16 protein-coding genes are annotated in these 18,158 nt (G+C 72.2%); 7 read left to right on the forward strand and 9 right to left on the reverse strand.

Annotated elements, in window-relative coordinates; translation table 11 throughout:
* Positions 1-108: 108 nt before the first annotated feature.
* Both ASL10_RS04220 and ASL10_RS04225 read right to left on the reverse strand, forming a co-directional pair.
* Positions 109-486 carry a hypothetical protein gene (locus tag ASL10_RS04220; protein ID WP_056044749.1) on the reverse strand — a complete coding sequence of 126 codons (378 nt, stop codon included), beginning with the start codon at positions 484-486 and terminating at the stop codon, positions 109-111.
* Complete coding sequence (locus tag ASL10_RS04225; protein WP_056044752.1) at positions 483-1,052, reverse strand: recombinase family protein; 570 nt, start codon at positions 1,050-1,052, stop codon at positions 483-485. Before ASL10_RS04225 ends, ASL10_RS04220 begins: the two co-directional genes overlap by 4 nt.
* A 196-nt stretch (positions 1,053-1,248) precedes the next feature.
* Between ASL10_RS04225 and ASL10_RS04230 the strand changes: the two genes are divergently transcribed.
* Complete coding sequence (locus tag ASL10_RS04230) at positions 1,249-1,713, forward strand: DIP1984 family protein (RefSeq protein WP_056044753.1); 465 nt, start codon at positions 1,249-1,251, stop codon at positions 1,711-1,713.
* Between the two features lie 291 nt (positions 1,714-2,004).
* The gene (tmk, locus tag ASL10_RS04235; protein ID WP_056044756.1) at positions 2,005-2,661 is read left to right on the forward strand and encodes a dTMP kinase; all 657 of its coding nucleotides are present in this window, start codon (positions 2,005-2,007) and stop codon (positions 2,659-2,661) included.
* 75 nt (positions 2,662-2,736) lie between these two features.
* Here the strand turns inward: tmk and ASL10_RS04240 are convergent, their stop codons facing one another.
* Positions 2,737-3,036: a helix-turn-helix transcriptional regulator gene (locus ASL10_RS04240; protein ID WP_056044758.1), complete on the reverse strand. Its 300-nt coding sequence runs from the start codon at positions 3,034-3,036 to the stop codon at positions 2,737-2,739.
* Positions 3,037-3,116: 80 nt separating this feature from the next.
* Between ASL10_RS04240 and map the strand changes: the two genes are divergently transcribed.
* The gene (map, locus tag ASL10_RS04245) at positions 3,117-3,893 is read left to right on the forward strand and encodes a type I methionyl aminopeptidase (protein ID WP_056044760.1); all 777 of its coding nucleotides are present in this window, start codon (positions 3,117-3,119) and stop codon (positions 3,891-3,893) included.
* Positions 3,894-3,924: 31 nt separating this feature from the next.
* Here map and ASL10_RS04250 read toward each other — a convergent pair whose 3' ends face one another.
* Complete coding sequence (locus tag ASL10_RS04250; protein ID WP_056044761.1) at positions 3,925-7,440, reverse strand: TM0106 family RecB-like putative nuclease; 3,516 nt, start codon at positions 7,438-7,440, stop codon at positions 3,925-3,927.
* 76 nt (positions 7,441-7,516) lie between these two features.
* The gene (locus ASL10_RS04255; RefSeq protein WP_056044888.1) at positions 7,517-8,134 is read right to left on the reverse strand and encodes a helix-turn-helix domain-containing protein; all 618 of its coding nucleotides are present in this window, start codon (positions 8,132-8,134) and stop codon (positions 7,517-7,519) included.
* An 80-nt stretch (positions 8,135-8,214) separates the two neighbouring features.
* Between ASL10_RS04255 and ASL10_RS04260 the strand changes: the two genes are divergently transcribed.
* Both ASL10_RS04260 and ASL10_RS04265 read left to right on the forward strand, forming a co-directional pair.
* Complete coding sequence (locus ASL10_RS04260; RefSeq protein WP_056044763.1) at positions 8,215-9,234, forward strand: NAD(P)/FAD-dependent oxidoreductase; 1,020 nt, start codon at positions 8,215-8,217, stop codon at positions 9,232-9,234.
* Positions 9,231-9,944 (forward strand): bifunctional 2-polyprenyl-6-hydroxyphenol methylase/3-demethylubiquinol 3-O-methyltransferase UbiG, encoded by a 714-nt coding sequence (locus tag ASL10_RS04265; protein ID WP_082460178.1) that lies wholly within the window; start codon positions 9,231-9,233, stop codon positions 9,942-9,944. The genes ASL10_RS04260 and ASL10_RS04265 overlap by 4 nt, the downstream gene beginning before the upstream one ends.
* A 129-nt stretch (positions 9,945-10,073) precedes the next feature.
* Here ASL10_RS04265 and ASL10_RS04270 read toward each other — a convergent pair whose 3' ends face one another.
* The 4 genes from ASL10_RS04270 to ASL10_RS04285 are packed head-to-tail and all read right to left on the reverse strand — an operon-like array spanning position 10,074 to position 16,478.
* Positions 10,074-13,217, reverse strand: a complete 3,144-nt coding sequence (locus ASL10_RS04270; RefSeq protein WP_056044765.1) for a glycoside hydrolase family 2 TIM barrel-domain containing protein — start codon at positions 13,215-13,217, stop codon at positions 10,074-10,076.
* Positions 13,214-14,185 carry a carbohydrate ABC transporter permease gene (locus ASL10_RS04275; protein WP_082059946.1) on the reverse strand — a complete coding sequence of 324 codons (972 nt, stop codon included), beginning with the start codon at positions 14,183-14,185 and terminating at the stop codon, positions 13,214-13,216. Before ASL10_RS04275 ends, ASL10_RS04270 begins: the two co-directional genes overlap by 4 nt.
* Positions 14,182-15,144 (reverse strand): carbohydrate ABC transporter permease, encoded by a 963-nt coding sequence (locus tag ASL10_RS04280; RefSeq protein WP_056044767.1) that lies wholly within the window; start codon positions 15,142-15,144, stop codon positions 14,182-14,184. Before ASL10_RS04280 ends, ASL10_RS04275 begins: the two co-directional genes overlap by 4 nt.
* Positions 15,141-16,478 carry an extracellular solute-binding protein gene (locus tag ASL10_RS04285; RefSeq protein WP_056044890.1) on the reverse strand — a complete coding sequence of 446 codons (1,338 nt, stop codon included), beginning with the start codon at positions 16,476-16,478 and terminating at the stop codon, positions 15,141-15,143. Before ASL10_RS04285 ends, ASL10_RS04280 begins: the two co-directional genes overlap by 4 nt.
* Positions 16,479-16,588: 110 nt before the next feature.
* Here ASL10_RS04285 and ASL10_RS04290 point away from each other — a divergent pair, with 110 nt between their 5' ends.
* Both ASL10_RS04290 and ASL10_RS04295 read left to right on the forward strand, forming a co-directional pair.
* Entirely contained in the window at positions 16,589-17,260 is a 672-nt protein-coding gene (locus ASL10_RS04290; protein WP_056044769.1) for a TetR/AcrR family transcriptional regulator, read from the forward strand.
* Positions 17,257-18,084: an alpha/beta hydrolase gene (locus ASL10_RS04295; RefSeq protein ID WP_056044771.1), complete on the forward strand. Its 828-nt coding sequence runs from the start codon at positions 17,257-17,259 to the stop codon at positions 18,082-18,084. The genes ASL10_RS04290 and ASL10_RS04295 overlap by 4 nt, the downstream gene beginning before the upstream one ends.
* Positions 18,085-18,158: the final 74 nt, after the last annotated feature.

The following is an 18,158-nucleotide window of genomic DNA, read 5'->3' on the forward strand; positions in this document are numbered from 1 at the left end:
CCAGGAGCTACTCTCGGACCCGAAACAACCACCCGTTGCAACGACCCCCTGAAACCGCCATCCTCCATCGGCCATCTCGAGGCAGCTGCGTCGAGGATCAAGGCGCCATCAACGAAGAGACGCCGGGAACCGATGCTGCAAGCGCCGGAGAACGCCAAGGGTGGACTCATCGTCCAAGCCCGTGACCGTCTGCCATAAGTAGCCGGCACCGACAATGTCCGAAGCGAACACGATCTCCGTTGCCAGGAGGATGCGGCGCCAATCCGCCGGAGGCAGCGCAGCCTTCTCCTTCAACGCAGCCGACAACCTCTTCTCCTCTTCGAAGAAATCAGCCGTGCTTGCGAACCCCATAGCGACGGCCATCGCATCCGTGAGATCAGCAAGGCCTCCCCATTGCCCGAGACCTTGCCACAACAACTTTCGCTCCTCATCACTGAGCTCGAAGTGGACCGGCTCGGAGGCCGAGCCCTTATCAGACGCGTTCACGACTGCTCCCCTCGTTGAATCGAACGATAGACCGTCGAACGAGCAACCCCGAACAGCTCGGCGATCTCGCTCGTGGTGTGCTCGCCGGTGCGGTGTAGCTGCACGAGGTGCTTCTCCTGCGAGGTGGTCAGCTTGGGCTTCCGGCCGCGGAGCTTGCCGGCAGCCTTCGCGATCGCCATGCCCTCCCGGGTGCGGGCCCGGATCAGGTCGGCCTCGAACTCGGCGACCATGCCGAGGACGTTGAACAGGAGCCGGCCCACTGGGTCGGTGGGGTCGTAGACCGCTCCCCCGAGGTTCAACGCGACACCCTTCTTCGTCAGCTCGTCCGCGATGTCGGTCGCATCACGCAGCGACCGAGCAAGACGGTCGAGCTTCGTGACCACCAGGACGTCGCCGGCCCTGCATGCAGCAAGGGCCTCCCGGAGGCCTGGCCGCGCTCGAGTCGTGCCCGAGAGCCCGTGGTCAACATGCACGTGTTGATCATCAACACCCAGTGCTGCGAGACCGTCGCGTTGTGCTGCGAGATCTTGTCCCGAGGTCGACACACGGGCGTATCCGATGAGCATCCGACGACTGTAGCGTTTAGACCCCCGTCACCGGGCATTTTTGCGGGACAGGCATATGCGAATCCGCAGGCCAGGCGCCATTTGATGTCAGCCGGCCGAGCGCAGCTCGAGCAGGTGTCCCGATGAACGACCGGCGACCGGGCGCCGGCGACACGCACGACACGTGGCGCACCCGACGTGCGTAGGATTTCTCATCATGAAGCTCGCCGAAGCCCTCCTGCAACGGTCCGACGCCCAGCGCCGGGTCGACCAGCTGCGTGATCGCGTCACCGCGAACGCCCGCTACCAGGAGGGCGAAGAGCCCACCGAGGACGCCGCCGAGCTGCTGCGCCAGGCGGTCGACACCCTCGCCGTCCTCGAGTCGCTCGTCGTGCGCATCAACCTCACCAACGCCCGCACGACCCTCGCCGACGGCAGCACCATGACCGCCGCCCTGGCCCGCCGCGAGACCCTGCGCGCCACCCACGCCCTGCTCGTGACCGCCTCCGACGCGGCCCGCGGCGCCTCCGGCGGCTACCGCCAGCTGCGCAGCGAGCTACGGATGTTCTCGGCGCTGCCGGTCGCCGAGCTGCGGGACCGTGCCGACGCCGTCGCCAAGGACCTCCGCGAACTCGACGTCGAGATCCAGAAGACCAACTGGGAGGCCGAACTGCAGAACTGACCTGCGCGGTGAGTCGGTAGACGTCACCGGGGCGAGCACGAACCGCGACCGGCGGTCATCCCGGTCACCCTGCAGGCGCGGAGGGCAGCGCCACGACTCACGTCGTCACCACTCAGCCCCGCACCGATCACCGGTGACCGCGCACCCTGCATCGTTCACCACCGTGTGCTGACCGGAGACGTCGAGGGCGGGATCGGGGACCTCACCGCGCCTCCTGGGGCTGCCTCCGTCGGCACACGTCCGCGTCGCGGTCCGTCCCGCGACGGGGGCGACGATCGATAGGCTCGCCGGGTGACGGATCAGGCAGCCCGTGGGGCGTTCATCGTGTTCGAGGGCATCGACGGGTCGGGCAAGTCGACGCAGGCGCGCCTGCTCGCCGCCCGTCTCCAGGACGCGGGGGTGCCGGTGCACCAGACGGCCGAGCCGACCACCGGCCCCGTCGGCACGTTGATCCGCAACGGCTTCAACCGCCGGGTCGACCTGGACGACCGCGTCATCGCGTCGCTCTTCGTCGCCGACCGCCTCGACCACATCACGAACGCCCACGACGGCATGCTCAGCATCGTCGAGCGGGGCACGACCGTCCTCTGCGACCGGTACCACCTGTCGTCACAGGCCTACCAGGCGTCCGACGTGGGCAGCGACTGGATCGCCTCGTCGAACTCCATCAGCACCGACCTGATGCTGCCCGACCTGACGATCTACCTCGACGTCTCGCCCGAGGTCGCCCTCGAGCGCCTCGCCAGCGGACGCACGACCACCGACCGGTTCGAGGTCGACGAGCGACTCCGGGCAGCCCGCGAACGCTACGCCGAGGCCATCGAGCAGGCCGACGAGGTCGTCGTCACGGTCGACGCCGACCGCTCGACCGACGAACTCGCCGACGCCGTCTGGCACGAGGTCTCGACCCGGCTCGACCTCGGGTCGCTGGCGCGCCCGCAGGGCTGACACCGCGCCTCCTCGGGTGACCGAGCCGTCACGACGGGACGCTCGCCCCGGCACGTGAGCGACACCCCGACGGGGTCAGGAGGCGCGGGCCGCGTCGACGACGGACGGTGCGTCCGCTGCTCCCCCGGCCCCGTCGCGCGTGATCTCGACCCAGATGTCGTCGAGCGACACTTCGACGATCGCGGCGATCGCGGCGATCGTCGAGAAGGCCGGGGTCGCCACGCGACCGGTCTCGATCTTGCGCAGGGTCTCGGGCGACAGCCCGGCGTCGAGGGCGACCTGCAGCATCGGCCGGGAGCCACGGGCCCGCCTCAGCAGCACTCCGAGGCGGCGACCGCGTTCGAGCTCGGCGGGCGTGAGCGGCAGACGGACCATGCCCCGAGCGTAGTGCGCCGGAGGCCCGAGTGGGATACCTTTACCGGGATGATCTTCGGCACGCGAACGGCAGGACACCCATGATCGAGATCTTGACCCCCTCCGAGATCGAACGGGCCCGGGCGACCGGCGCACTCGTCGGCACCATCCTGCAGACGCTGCGCGACCGGGTGACGGTGGGCACGAACCTGCTCGACGTCGACTCGTGGACCAAGACGATGATCGACGAGGCCGGGGCGGTCTCGTGCTACGTCGACTACGCGCCGTCATTCGGCCGCGGCCCCTTCGGCCACTACGTCTGCACGGCCGTGAACGACGCGGTGCTGCACGGGCTGCCGCACGACCGACGACTCGTCGACGGCGACCTGCTGACGCTCGACCTCGCCGTCGTACTCGACGGGGTGGCGGCCGACTCGGCCGTGAGCTTCGTCGTGGGCGACTCGCGTCCGGCCGAGAGCGTCCGTCTGATCGAGACGACCGAGCGGGCGCTCGAGGCCGGCATCGCGGCGGCCGGGCCCGGGGCCCGCATCGGCGACCTGTCGCACGCGATCGGCTCGGTGCTGTCGGACGCGGGGTACCCGATCAACGTCGAGTTCGGTGGCCACGGCATCGGCTCGACCATGCACCAGGACCCGCACGTGTCGAACACCGGGCGCCCGGGGCGGGGCTACCGCCTGCGGCCCGGGCTGTTGCTCGCGCTCGAACCGTGGGTGATGACCGACACCGACGAGCTCGTCACGGACGCCGACGGCTGGACGCTGCGCAGCGCGACGGGCTGCCGGACGGCCCACAGCGAGCACACGATCGCCATCACCGAGGACGGCGCCGAGGTGCTGACGCGGCGCCCCGTCCCTTAGCCCGACCGCTGGCCCGACTGCACGGACCGGCTCAACCCTCGACGGCCGGCTGGCCCTGCCCGGTCAGGCGCAGGAACCCGCTCAGCAGCCCGAGCCCCGCGATCGAGGTGGGCAGGCCCGTCGCGAGCAGCGGGGAGTGCACCAGGAACGCCGCCCACTTCGCCCGCGACAAGGCCACGTTCAACCGGTTCGGCATCAGCAGGAAGTCCAGCCCGCGCGGGATGTCGGCGGCACTCGACGCCGCCAGCGAGACGACGGCCACGACGGCCTCCTGCCCCTGGAACAGGTCGACCGTGCCGACGGGCGTCTCGTCGAAGCCGGCCGCGTCGAGGTGTTCGCGCAGCACGGCGCCGTGGGCGTTGTACGGCGCGACGACGATGACGTCGGCCGCGGTCAGGGGCCGGGTGCCGTCGGCGTCCGACCAGTCGAGCCCGACGACCGACCGCACGATCTCGACGACCGCCCGGGCCTCCTCGACCGACGAGGTCGTGTTGCCGACGTGCGTCACCGGTTCGACGTGCAGGCCGGGTGCGACGCCCTCGAGCCGGCGGTCGGAGGCATGGGCGGTCAGTGCCCCGCCGTAGGACAGCTCGCTGACCGGGGCGCACAGCGCCGGATGCATGCGCCAGGTGGTGGCGAGGAAGTAGCCGTACTCGGCCGGAAGCACGTCGTGGCCGTCGGCCAACCAGCCGAGGGCCGACTCGTCGACCGGCTCGGGGTGGCTGCCCTGGCTGACCTGCGGCAGCTGCTGCGGGTCGCCGAGCAGCAGCAACCGCGTCGCGGCGACCGAGGCCGCCACGGTCGAGGCGAGGGAGAACTGCCCGGCCTCGTCGACGACCAGCAGGTCGAGGGAGGCGCGGGCCACCTTGTCGGCGTTGGCGAACCCCCAGGCCGTCGCCCCGAACACGGCCCCCACGGCCTGCCCGCCGCCGTCGACCCCGGCACCGCCCGCGCCACCGTCGGCCTCGGCGAGGAACGCGGCCTCACCGCCGGACTTCAGGGCACGCCAGGGCTGCTCGTCGGCCTGCTCGGCGGTCGTGCCCGACTTCGGCACCTTGCCCACGCGCTCGGGATCGACGCCGGCCGTGATGGCCGCCCGCAGGACGTTCTCGACCACGGCGTGCGACTGCCCGACGACCCCCACGCGCCAACCGTGCTCACGAACGAGCCGGGCGACGACCCGCGAACCGACGTAGGTCTTGCCCGTGCCGGGAGGGCCCTGGACGGCGAGGTACGAGCGGTCGAGGTCGAGCAGGGTCTCGACGACGGCCGAGACGGTGTCGTTCCCGACCACGGGTGCGGGCCCGCCACCCGACCGCCGACGCGGCGGCTGCCGCCGCAGCAGGTCGAACGCCGGGTCGGGCAGCATCTCGGGCAGGGCGTCGAGCACGTGCCCACCCCATTCGGCGATCGCCTCGGGCTGCGGAGTGGCCCGGGGAGGCGCGGCGGGCGTCAGCGCGACCGGGAACGCGTCGTGCCGGTCGTCGTCGCCGGTGACGCGCTCGAGCAGCACGACCTCGTGCCGGTCGCCGTTCGGGCCGGCCTCGACCACCGTCGACCCGACGGCACCCCGCAGCCCGGGGCCGAGCGAGGCGACCCCGGGCGGGACGGGGGCGTCGTAGACGGCGTAGGGCGCGCCTCCTTCGCCCAGGCGACTGCCGGGCGCGAGGCGGCCGCGCAGCCGCACCTCGCGGCTGAGCTTGCGGGCCCGGGGCAGCTTCTGCCACTCGCGCTCGACCGACGCCGTCTCGACCACGAACACGTCGCGGGTGTCGGCCCAGTCGTCGACCGGGTTGCGGAGGCGGTCGAAGTGCTCTTGCCAGAACGTCTTGGCCTCGCGGCGGTGGTAGTCGATGGCCGACGCCGCGAGGGCGATGGCCGTCTGGTCGGGGGTGCGGTCGAGCGGGTCGACGTCGGCCACGTGCGCCGCGAGGCCCACGGCGACCGGGTTCGGCTCGCGGGGCACGCGGGCGAGCTCGAGCGGGTCGGGCGCGGTCGGGCCGTCGGGGTCGTCGCCCCGGGTGCCGTGCCGGTCGGCCAGCTCGAGCAACCAGTCGCGCAGCCGCAGGGTCGACCGGCAGTCGTACTCGTTGTAGTCGCGGACCTCGTCGAGCATCTGGTCACCCCGCGCCGCGTCGCCCGTGGTGCGTTCGGCGATGGCGTCGACGTACATCGTGATGCTGGCGGTGGCCGTCTTGACGTCGCTCTGCCGGAGGTCGTCACCCATGTAGAGCGGCTCGAGCTTCTTGAGCGAGTAGCTGTGCGACCCGACGAGCAACGCCTGCCGCACGACCGGGTAGAGGTCGACGAGCACGCCGTCGCGGAGCAGGTCGTCGACCGCGTCCTCGCCGACGCCGTGGCGGGCCGCCAGCGAGAGCAGGTGGCTGCGCTCGTACGAGGCGTAGTGGTACACGTGCAGGTCGGGGAATCGCCGGCGGCGCTCGGAGAGGTAGTCGAGGAAGTCGATCAGCGCCTGCCGCTCGCCCGCGAAGTCATGAGCCCAGAAGGCCCGGAAGGTGCCGTCGGCCTCGACCAGCCCGAAGAGGTAGTCGAGGCCCCAGGCCCGCCCGTCGCCCTCGGTGTAGAGCGGGTCGCCCTCGAAGTCGAAGAAGACGTCGCCGGCGTCGGGCCGCGGGATCGTCCGCAGGGCGTCGGCGTCGACGACCTCGACCGCGGGCGCGCCGGTGTGGTCGCGCTCGGTGGCGAGCTGCACCCGGGCCTGCCCCCGCAGCCGGGCGAGGGCCGTCGCCCCGATGCCGGCGACGGGCCCGTCCGACCCGGCGAGCTCGTCGATCGTGGCGACGCCGGCCAGGTGCAGCCGCTGACGTTGCTCGCCGCGCAGGCCGGCGACGAGCACGAGGTCGCGGTGCTCGTCGACCTGGGCCTGGCAGGCCGTGCAGCGCCCGCAGGCGGTGACGCCCGGGTCGCCCCAGGTGAGCGGACCCTCGGCGGCGAGCCGCTCGGCCAGGGCGGCCCGCAGCCGGTCACGCTGGACCCGGTAGACCGGCAGCACGTCGGCGACGTCGTGCACGCTCTCGCTGCCGTCGCCGAGCACGAGGCGCACGGTGTCGGCCGACGGCAGTCCGAGCGCGCGGATCTGGTCGGTGTAGGCCGCGACCTGCAGCAGCGCGGGGATCTTCGCGTGGCGGGCGAGCTTGGTGTCGTAGACCTCGTAGGTGCCGTCGTCGGTGCGCACCACGAAGTCGCTGAAGCCGATGAACGATCCGTCGAAGAACGTCGCCTGGAAGAGCACGTCGGCCCCGGAGGCCATGGCGACCCGCGCCTCCTCGGCGGCCGCCGCGTAGCCCGACGGGGCCGGACGGTCGAACTCGACGACGTCACGGGTCGCCCGCAGCGCCTCGAGGTACCGCAGTTCGTGGGCGTCGCCGAGCCGGGCCGTGCGGTCGAGCATGTCGTCGGACGCGTCGGCAACGGCGTCGACCCGGCCGAGCTTCGCGTCGAGCCGTCGGAGGAACGACCACTCGCACGCGGCCCAGGTCGTCAGGTCGGACGGGCTGGTGACCACCCGGTCGTCGTCGAGGTACACGCGGACTCCTTCTGTCGGGACGCGGCCTGGACGCCCGCCCCGAGCCTAGGAGGCGCCACCGACACCCCGGGACGCCTCACGCGGGCGAGCCGGGCGCGGTCCGCAGGTGCAGCCGCTCCCCCTGCCGACCGAACAGGCTGAGCACCTCGACGGCCCGGTCGTCGGCCCGGCCGAACCAGTGCGGAGTGCGCGTGTCGAACTCGGCCGCCTCGCCTGCCGGCAGCACGAGGTCGAGGTCGCCCAGCACGAGCCGGATGCGTCCGCGCAGCACGTACAGCCAGTCGTAGCCCTCGTGCGTGCGGAGCACGGGTTCGCTCCGAGGCGAGTCCGCAGGAATCACCATCTTGAAGGCCTGGATCGCGCCGCCCCCGCGCGAGAGCGGCACGACCGTCATGCCGTGCTGTTGCCGCGGCGTGAGGTGCACGCGGGGGTCGCCGGTCTCGGGCGCGCCGACGAGGTCGTCGAGCGGAACCCCGTGCTCGCGGGCGAGCGGCAACAGCTGTTCGAGGGTGGGCCGTCGAAGCCCGGACTCGAGCCGGGACAGGGTGCTGACCGAGATGCCGGTCCGCTCCCCCAGTTCGGCGAGGGTCACGCCGCGCCGCGCGCGCAGGGCACGGAGGCGCGGGCCGACCGCGGCGAGGACGTCGTCGGTGCTCGGGGCGTCGGCACCGGGGGCGTTCGTGGGGTGGTCCATGCCGGTCATCTTGCCACTTCGGCAACACAGATTGCCAACCCGTTGACCCAGGTCGCAGGATCGGGTCAGGAGGTCACACCATGAACCAGAACACCCACCCGGTCGTCGCCGTCCACGACGTCGTCCACGACGTCGTCGTGATCGGCGGCGGTCCCGCCGGACTCAGCGGCGCCCTGTCGCTCGTCCGCAGCCGCCGCACCGTGCTCGTCGTCGACGACGACCGGCCCCGCAACGCTCCCGCCGAGGGCGTCCACGCGTTCCTCACCCGCGACGGCGTCGCCCCGCGCGAGCTCACCCGCCTCGGTCGCGCCGAGGTCGGGGCGTACGGGGGCGCGATCACGTCAGGCACCGTGACCCGCGTCCGCCGCGACGACGACCCCGTCGCCCCCTTCGTCGTGACCGTCACCGGCAGGGGCGGTGACGCGTCCGAGGTGCGCGCCCGGCGCCTCCTGGTGACGTCCGGCCTCGTCGACGAGCTGCCCGCCGTCGACGGCCTCGCCGAGCGCTGGGGCCGCGACGCCGTGCACTGCCCGTACTGCCACGGCTGGGAGGTGCAGGACCGCGTGATCGGCGTGCTGGCCACGAGCCCGTTCGCGATGCACCAGGCCCTGCTCTTCGGGCAGTGGAGCCGCGAGATCGTCCTGTTCACCAACGCCTCGTTCACCCCCGACGACGAGCAGGCCGAGCAGTTGCGGGCCCGCGGGGTCACCGTGGTCGACGGCCCGGTCGCGCGCCTCCGGGTCGAGGACGACGCCCTCACCGGCGTGACGCTCGACGACGGTCGCACGGTCGACGTCGGCGCCCTGGCCGTCATGGCCCGGGTGCGCTCGCGGGCGGACTTCCTCGCCGACCTCGGACTCGAGGCGACCGAGCACCCCGCCGGCGTCGGCACCCACCTCGCCACGATCGAGCCGCTCACCGGCCGATCGGCCGTGCCGGGGGTCTGGCTCGCGGGCAACGTCACCGAACCGATGGCGCAGGTCGTCGCGGCGGCCGCGGCGGGCACGATGGCCGCCGCAGCGATCAACATGGACCTGGTGACGGACGAGGTCGCGGCGGCCGTCGCCGCCCTGCGCACCGGGGAGAGGATCGACGCATGAGCGAGGCGGAGCGAGGGCAGAAGCAGCACCACCACGAGCACGAGCAGGAGCAGGAGCGACACGGGAACGGGCACGCCCACCCCGTCTTCGACCGCGACTACTGGGAGGACCGCTACGGGCAGCCAGGCCGCGCCTGGAGCGGACGCCCCAACGCCGCCCTCGTCGCCGAGGTCGCCCAGCTGGCCCCCGGGCGCGCACTCGACGTCGGCAGTGGCGAGGGCGGCGACGCCCTCTGGCTCGCCTCGCGGGGCTGGCGGGTGACGGGCGTCGACATCTCGCAGAACGCCCTCGACAAGGCGGCCGCGCTGGCCCGCGAGCAGGAGGACGTCGACCCGGCCCACCTCACCTGGCAGCAGGCGGACCTGACGGAGTGGAGCCCGACCCGCGCCTCCTTCGACCTCGTCACGGCGCACTTCATGCACCTGCCGCCCACCGACCGCGAGCGGCTGTTCCCGGCACTGGCCGACGGCGTGGCACCGGGCGGCACCCTGCTGATCGTCGGCCACGACGTCGACGCCCTGCCGGGCGGCGCCGGGAAGCACGGCGACCCGGGCATGCTCTTCACCGTCGGCGAGGTGGTCGGCAGGCTCTCCCCCGACTCGTGGCGGGTCGACGTCGCCGAGGTGCGCCCGCGTGACATGACGGGCCCCGACGGGGAGGTCTGGCACGTGGCCGACGTGGTCGTCCGCGCCACGCGCCGGGAGGGCTGAGGTCGACGCCGTCCGGGCGGCACGCGGACGCGGCCGCGGCCGCGCGCAGGACGGGCGGGTCCGTCCGGCACGGGCGTCCTGAGACGCCCGTCCGGTACGGACCCGCCCGTCCTCGGCGGGGTCGGCCCGCTACAGCGCGCTGAACTTCAGGCGCAGCTGGTGCGCGCCCGGACGCAGCACGTGCCTCGACGCGACGTCCGGCCCGCACGCACGCGACCCGACGCCGTGCTGGGCGGCGTCGAGGTACAGGTGGGTGCGGTCACTCGCGGGCAGCTCGTGCGGGTGTTCGGCCACGCCGATCTGCTGGGCCGTGTGGCGGCTCAGCGTGAAGCCGGGTCGTCCACCCGTGGCGCTCGGCACCGCCTCCACGCGCAGCCACGGCTGACCGGCGGGGCCGAGGTCGAGCGTGCGCAGGTCGCTGCGGTGCCCCGTCTCCTGTGGGCGGGCGTACCCGGCCGACAGGTCGTCGATGCCCGCCTCGTAGCGTCCGACGAACGCCGAGTGACGGCTGTCGGGGTAGGACTCGCGCGGACCGGTGCCGAACCACGAGGCGTGGTCGACGTCGCCCGGCAGGTCGAAGCGCACGCCGACTCGGGGCCAGACCATGTCCCACCACCCCGTCGGGACGATGTCGACCGACAGCCAGAGGTCGTCACCGACGAGCTGCCACTGCTCGTCGGTCGTCACGGCGTTGCGCGTGTCGGCCGCGGCGTAGCGCGTCCGCACCCGGACCGAGTCCGGCGCGACGCTCACCGACTCGACGCGCGCGGTGAGCCGGTCGAGCCCGGCGAGCAGCCAGGTGTCCTGCGAGCTGGGCAGCACGCCGACCTCGTACAGGTCGACGCGGTGGCGGTTGCGCATCACGTCGCGGTCGCGGTCCTTCGGCGTCAGCCACTCGCCGCGGTCGTTGTCGGTCGGCGCGCGCCACAGCTCGAGACGGGCGCCGTCGACCGGCCGTCCGGCCAGCGAGACCAGCCGTCCGTCGTCGAAGACGGCCGGACCGAGCTCGACGCGCCCCGAGGAGGCGCGGGCCACGCGGTCGCGCACGTCGCCCACGACTGCGGGGCGCGGTGTCGCGACCCGCACCGGTGCCGGCGTGAGGTCGAGCTGCTGGGTCGAGAGCACGTGACCCGCGTCCGCCCACACGGTGGCGTCGGCGAGCTCGGCGGTGACCGTGAACCACGTCTCGCCGGTGCCCGACACGGGCACCTCGGGCAGCGGGACGACGACCGTCTCGTGGGCGGCCAGGGCGCCGCCGTCGAGGCCGACCACGTCGAGCGTGCCCGAGCGCACCTCCTCGCCGTCGTGTGACGCGACCCAGCGGAAGACGACGTCGGAGGCGCTCGCCGAATGCCGCAGGTTCGACACGACGAGCCCCGGTCGACCGTCGACGGTGGGCGTCTCGAAGCGCAGGCGGATCGGGGCAACGACCTGGGCCCACTCGTACAGGCCCGGTGACGGGGTGTCGTCGCTCAGCACCATGCCGTCCATGACGAAGTTGCCGTCGTGGACGACCTCGCCGAAGTCGCCGCCGTAGCCGAAGTACTCGACGCCGTCGGCCGTGTGCGTGCACAGGCCGTGGTCCCGCCACTCCCAGACGAAGCCGCCGTGCAGGCGCGGGTAGGCGTCGACCAGGTCTTCGTACTCGTCGATCGCGCCGGGGCCGTTGCCCATCGCGTGGACGTACTCGCAGAGCAGGAACGGCTTCGAGCGCTGACGCGCTGCCTCGGCCGGCGTGCAGCCCAGCAGCGGGACGGACTCGTCGCCCGAGCCGATGGCGCGCGTCTCGTCGATCCACGAGTACATGCGCGAGTAGACGTCGGTGTAGGCGCCCGTGTAGTCGCCCTCGTAGTGCACGGGACGGCCGCCGTCCCGGGCGTGGGTCCACGCCGCCATGGCCGCGAGGTTGTGGCCCGTGCCCGCCTCGTTGCCGAGCGACCAGAGGACGATGCTCGGGTGGTTCTTGTCGCGCTCGACGGTGCGCACCATGCGGTCGACGTAGGCGTCGTGCCAGTCCGGGTCGTCGCTGGGGTTGCCGATCCACTCCTGGCGTTCGAAGGCGTGCGTCTCGAGGTCGCACTCGAGGACGACCCAGAAGCCCAGCTCGTCGGCGAGGTCGAGGAGGCGCGGGTGCGGCGGGTAGTGCGACGTGCGGATCGCGTTCACGTTGAACCGCTTCATCTGGGCGAGGTCGCGGCGCGACCACTCCTCGTCGAAGACGCGGCCACGGTCGGGGTGGGTCTCGTGGCGGTTGACGCCGTGGAACACGACGCGGCGGCCGTTGACCTCGAACTGGTCGCCCACGATGCGGACCGTGCGGAAGCCGAGGCGCAGCGAGACGGTCTCGGCGCCGCCCGCGCTCGAGACGGTCGCGTCGTAGAGGCGCGGGGTCTCGGCGGACCACGGCTCGACCGCGTCGAGCGCGACGGGCGCGACGTCGGCCGGGGTGGCCCAGGTCACCTCGACGCCGAGCTGGGGCACCGAGAGGGTGACCGGGTAGGCGGCCTCGCCGGCGGTGATCTCGGGGACGATCGCCGCGCCTCCTTCGCCCTGACCGGCCGTGCCGTGGAACGGCGTCTGCAGCCAGACGTCGTCGAGGCCGCCGACCGGGCGGGCCTGCAGCGTGACGCTGCGGAAGATGCCGGGCAGCCACCACTGGTCCTGATCTTCGACGTAGCTCGACGCCGACCACTGGTGCACGCGCACCGCGATCACGTTCTCGCCCGGGTGCAGGGCGTCGGTGACGTCGAACTCCTGGGCGAGGCGGCTGCCGACGCCCATGCCGATCTCGACGCCGTTCAGCCACACCACGTAGCGCGACTCGACGCCGTCGAACCGCAGCAGCACGCGCTCGGCGCCGTCGAAGGACGACGGCAGCTCGAACGTCCGGCGGTGGTCGCCGGTCGGGTTCGCGTCGGGCACGAAGGGCGGCTCGGTCGGGAACGGGAACTGCACGTTGGTGTAGATCGGGGCGCCGCGCGAACCGTCACCGCCGAGCACCCAGTGCGACGGCACCTCGATCTCGCCCCAGGACGACTCGTCGAGGTCGACCGCGCCGACGCCGTCGACGGGCTCGCCCTCGGGCAGCACGCCGCGGCCGCCCAGCGTGCCGGGGGCGCCGGGCAGCAGACGGAACGACCAGGTGCCGTCGAGGGACAGCGTCGGGGCGTCGGTGTGCAGCCACGACCGCGCCGGTGTGCGGGCACCCTGACCCGGGCCGGTGTCGGTGAGGTAGTCGGCGGAGACGGTGGACGGTGTGGTGCTGGGGGTCACTTGACGCTTCCTTCGGTGAGGCCGCCGCGCCAGAAGCGCTGGAGGACGACCATGGCGATGACCAGCGGGATGATCGACAGCAGCACGCCGCCGGTCGTCAGCTGGTAGAACTCGGGCAGGCGGTCGGTCTGGCTGAGCCAGTTGTTGAGGCCGAGCGTGACGGGGAACTTGTCCACGTCGCTCAGCATGACCAGGGGCAGGAAGTAGTTGTTCCAGATGCCCACGAGCTGGAACAGGAACACCGTGACGAGCGCCGGGGTGAGGATGCGCAGTCCCAGGGTGTGGAAGATGCGAAGCTCGCTGGCGCCGTCGAGGCGGGCGGCCTCCATGAGCGACGTGTCGACCGTGGCCTGCGCGTAGATGCGGCAGAGGAACAGGCCGAACGGCGACACGAGCGACGGCAGCAGCACGCTCCAGTAGGTGTTGGCGATGCCCATCTGGCTGAACAGCAGGAAGAGGGGCAGGGCCGTGGCGGTGCCGGGCACGAGCACGCCGCCGAGGATCGTGCCGAAGACGACGTTGCGTCCGCGGAACTCGTACTTGGCGAGCGCGTAGCCGCCGGCCGCGGCGAAGTACGTCGCGATCAGGGCTCCCACGCCGGCGTAGAGCACCGAGTTGAGCACCCACCGCACGAAGATGCCGTCGCCGTAGGTCAGCACCTGGCCGAGGTTGTCCCAGAGCGAGAAGGTCGGGGCGAACCAGAAGCCGAACGTGCCGAACAGGTCGGGCGTGGTCTTGGTCGCCGCGACGACGACCCAGTAGACCGGCACCAGGAAGTACAGCGCCACCACGACCAGGACGGCCGTGACGATGATGGTGGACGCCTTCGAGCGTCCGGCCGTGCGGTCGGGGCCGGCGCTCCGGGCGCGGCGGCGGGCGGGCTTCTCGGCGCCGCGGCCGCGACCCTGCGCCGTCACGATGGACTCGGTCTCGGTGGCGTGCTCGGCGCCCTTCGTCGAGAGGCTCATTTCTGCTTCCTGTTCGTGATGCTGAGGAACGTGATCGACAGCGCGAACGCGACGAGGGCGATCAGCACGGACTGGGCGGCCGCGACGTTGTAGTCGTTGTAGGCGAAGGCCGTGGTGTACGCGCTGAGGTTGGGCGTGTACTGGCTGTCGATCGCCGGCGAGACGCGTTGCAGCACCTGGGCCTCGGCGAACAGCTGCAGGGTGCCGATGATGGAGAAGACGGCGGTGAGCAGCAGGGCCGGACGGATCAGCGGCAGCTGGATGCTGAACGCGACGCGCAACGACGACGCACCGTCGACCTTGGCGGCCTCGTACAGCTCGACCGGGATCGACTTGAGCTGGGCGATGATGATCAGCATGTTGTAGCCGGTGTAGCTCCAGGTCACGATGTTCGCGATCGACCAGAGCACGGTGTTCGCGCCGAGGAAGTCGGGGGTGACGCCGAAGACCTCGCCGATGTCGATGATCGGGCTGAGACCGGGCACGTACAGGAACGACCAGAGGATGGTCGCGATGACCCCGGGCACGCCGTACGGCAGGAAGTACGCGGCGCGGAACACGCCCGGCCACTTCGCCGAAGCCGACTCGAGCAGCAGCGCGAGCACCGTGCAGAGGATGAGCATGACCGGCACCTGGACGATGCCGAACAGGAACATGCGGCCGATCGAGGCGACGAAGTTGGGGTCGCCGATGACCTGGGCGTAGTTGTCGAAGCCGGCGAAGCCGCTGGTCACGCCGCCCTCGCCGAACAGGCCGCTGCGGGTGACCTTCGTGAAGCTCGAGAAGAGGGCGATGACGATCGGGATCACGAAGGTCAGGGCGAAGAGCGCCAGGAACGGCGCGAGCAGCACCCAGGGCGCCCGCTTGACGGCGCCCTTCGAGCTGCTGCGACGGGGCCCCGAGGAGGCGCGGGTCGAGTCGGTCGCCGCGTCGGGCCTGGTGTCGGTCGCGGCGCTCATGCGTTCGCCTTCCGGATGGTGAGGCCCTTGTTCTGGAAGACGGCCATGATGTCCTTCTCGGCCTGGGCCACGGCGTCGACGAGCGTGCCGCCCGACGCCTTGCCCCGGAACCCGTCGCTCAGGATGTTGAAGGACTGCTGGGTGATGGGCCACCAGCTCCAGTCCTGGTTCTGCGAGGACTCCTTCGTGGCGGGCACGAAGACCTCCTGGTTGTAGTTCTGACCGCTGAAGAACGGGCTGGGCTGCTCGCGCAGCGAGCCGACGACGTCGCGGGCCGGCGACCAACCGATGCCGCAGAACTCGATGAGGGCGTTGATGCCCTCGGGGGTCGTGGTCATCCAGACGGCGAAGTCCAGCGCCTCCTGGGGGTGCTGGCTGTTCGCGAGGATCGCGGCGGTCGAGCCGCCGAGGAAGCTCGACGCGTAGCCGGTCTGCCAGGTGGGCAGCGGGGCGCACTTCCACTTGCCCTCGGCGCCGCTGACGCCCTCGATCAGGGCGTCACCCCACGAGCCGGTCGCGACGGAGGCGATCGTGCCCGCGCTGGCGGCCGAGAACCAGGCCGGCGTGTAGGCGCCGTAGGCGGTCGTGACGATGCCGTCGTCGATCGCCTTGTCGAAGAACCGGGCGACGGTCAGGGTCGCCTCGTCGGTCATGTCGATGACCCAGCCGTCGTCCTCGGCGCGCAGCCACGAGGCGCCGGCCTGGGTGGCGTAGGCGGCGAAGAGCGAGGCGTCGGCGAGCGGGAAGGAGTCCATCAGCACGCCGGCCCCCTTGAGCTCGGTGCCGACCGCGGCCCATTCGTCCCACGTGGCGGGGACGCCGGCGCCGACCGTGTCGAAGACGGCGGGCTGGTAGAACATGCCCATCGGGCCGCTGTCCTGAGGGATCGCGTAGACGCCGTCGGTGTAGCTGACCTGGTTCCACAGCGTGGGGTCGTAGAGGTCGGCGTACTGGTCGGCGCCGTAGCGCTTCAGGTCGACGACGCCGTTGGCGAGGAGGAACTCGGGCAGCGAGCGCAGCTCGACCTGGGCGATGTCGGGCCCGGCCCCCGCGGCGAGCGCCGAGTACAGCTTCTGGTAGCCGCCCGCGTTGCCGCCGGGGATGAAGACGGTCTCGACCTGGACGCGCGACTGGCTCTTGTTGTACAGGGCGGTGACCTGGTCGAGGCCCTTGAGCCAGGCCCAGTACTGGAGCTTGACCGGGCCGTCGGCCGCGGGGATGGTCGGCAGGGAGTTCACGGAGGTCGTCCCGGGCGTGGCGCAGCCGGCGAGCATGGCAGTGGCGCCGGCGGTCACCCCCAGGCCGAGCAACTGCCGTCGGGAAATCGGGCTCATGTTCATCTCACTTCGTCGTGGGGCCGTGGCGTCAGCGACGCTAACACAAATTCGAGTGGTCGCTCGAATTTCACGGGCGAGGTGTCCGCGAGGTCGTAGAGTGGCCGATCATGACGACGACCGGCTCGACGACGAGCGACCCAGGAGGCGCGCCCACGGGTGGCGCCGACGGTTCTCGTCCCACGCGTCGCGGCCCGTACGCGAAGTCGGCCGAACGCCGGCTCGCGATCGTCGAGGCGGCCTTCGAGGTGTTCTCGACCAAGGGCTACGTCGGCGGGTCGCTCCGTGACGTGGCGGACGTCGTCGGCATGAGCCAGACGAGCCTGCTGCACTACTTCCCGTCGAAGAGCGCGCTGCTGCTCGCGGTGCTCGAACGTCGCGACACGGTCTCGGACCGTTCCGCCGAGCCTCCCGACCGAGGTGACCTGATCGGGACCGTCCTCGGGCAGGCGCGACACAACGAGACGGTGCCCGGACTCATCGCGCTCTACGCGGTGCTGGCAGGCGAGGCGGTCACGACCGGCAACCCCGGCAGCGACTACGTGCGTGAGCGCTTCGAGCGTCTGCGTGCCGAGTACGGCGACGCCCTGCGAGCGCTGGAGGCGCGGGGTCGGTTGCGCCCCGGGGTCGACCCCGACCGGGCGGCGTCCGGGCTCGTGGCCCTGTGGGACGGCATCCAGCTGCAGTGGCTGCTCGACCCGGACCGCATCGACGTGGTGCAGCAGTTGCGGGACCACCTCGACCTGGTGGTCCTGCCCGACGACGCGGTCGACGGGGCATGAGCCGACTACTCGCCGCCCCGGGTGGCGGGACCGTCCGGGTCCCCGTGCCCGTCCGCTGGTACGAGCCGTGGCCGGTGTCGACGGGTTCGCCCGGGCCGACGCTGCTCTGGCTGCACGGCGGTGGGTTCTTCCGTGGGGGGCTCGACCAGCCGGAGGCGCACGACGTGGCGCGGTCGCTCGCCGCACGCGGGGTGAGGGTCGCCACGGTGGACTACCGCCTCGCGCCTCCTCCGGGTCGCGGTCTCGTGGCCGGGCGGCTGATGCCGTCGCGCAGCCGGTACCCGGGGGCACTCGACGACGTGGTGACGGCCTACGGCGAGGTGGCCGACCGGTCGCCCGAGGGCGTCATCGTCGGAGGCGCGAGCGCGGGGGCGTGCCTCGCCGCGGCGGCCACCCTCCGCACGATCGACGAGGGTCGCCCTCCGGTCGGCGCCGTCTTCGCCTACGGCTTCTTCCACCCCGCGCACCCCCGGATGGCGGAGGCACGCCACCGGTCGGGCGGCCACCGGGGACTCAGCCACGCGAGGTGGGCGCTCGACGTGATGAACCGCAACTACGCCGGCTCGCGGACCGCGCTGGCCGACCGGCTCGCCTTCCCCGGAGGTCACGACCTCACGGGGTTCCCCCGGACGCTCGTGGTGAATGCCGAGCGCGACAACATGCGCGCCTCGGGCGACGTGTTCGCCGGGGAGCTCGCCGACGCGGGGGTCGACGTGCGGCACCACGTCCTGCCGGGCACCCGCCATGCCTTCCTGAACCGGCCCCGGCTGGCCGAGTACGCCCACACCGTCTCGCTCGTCGCGGAGTGGACCCGCGGCGGCTGACCTGCCCTGCCCTGCCCTGCCCTGTCCTGTCCTGTCCTGTCCTGTCCTGTCCGGTCCGGTCCTGCCCTGCCCTG

The organism is Frigoribacterium sp. Leaf8, from assembly GCF_001421165.1.
In the GTDB taxonomy this organism is placed as follows: Bacteria; Actinomycetota; Actinomycetes; order Actinomycetales; family Microbacteriaceae; genus Frigoribacterium.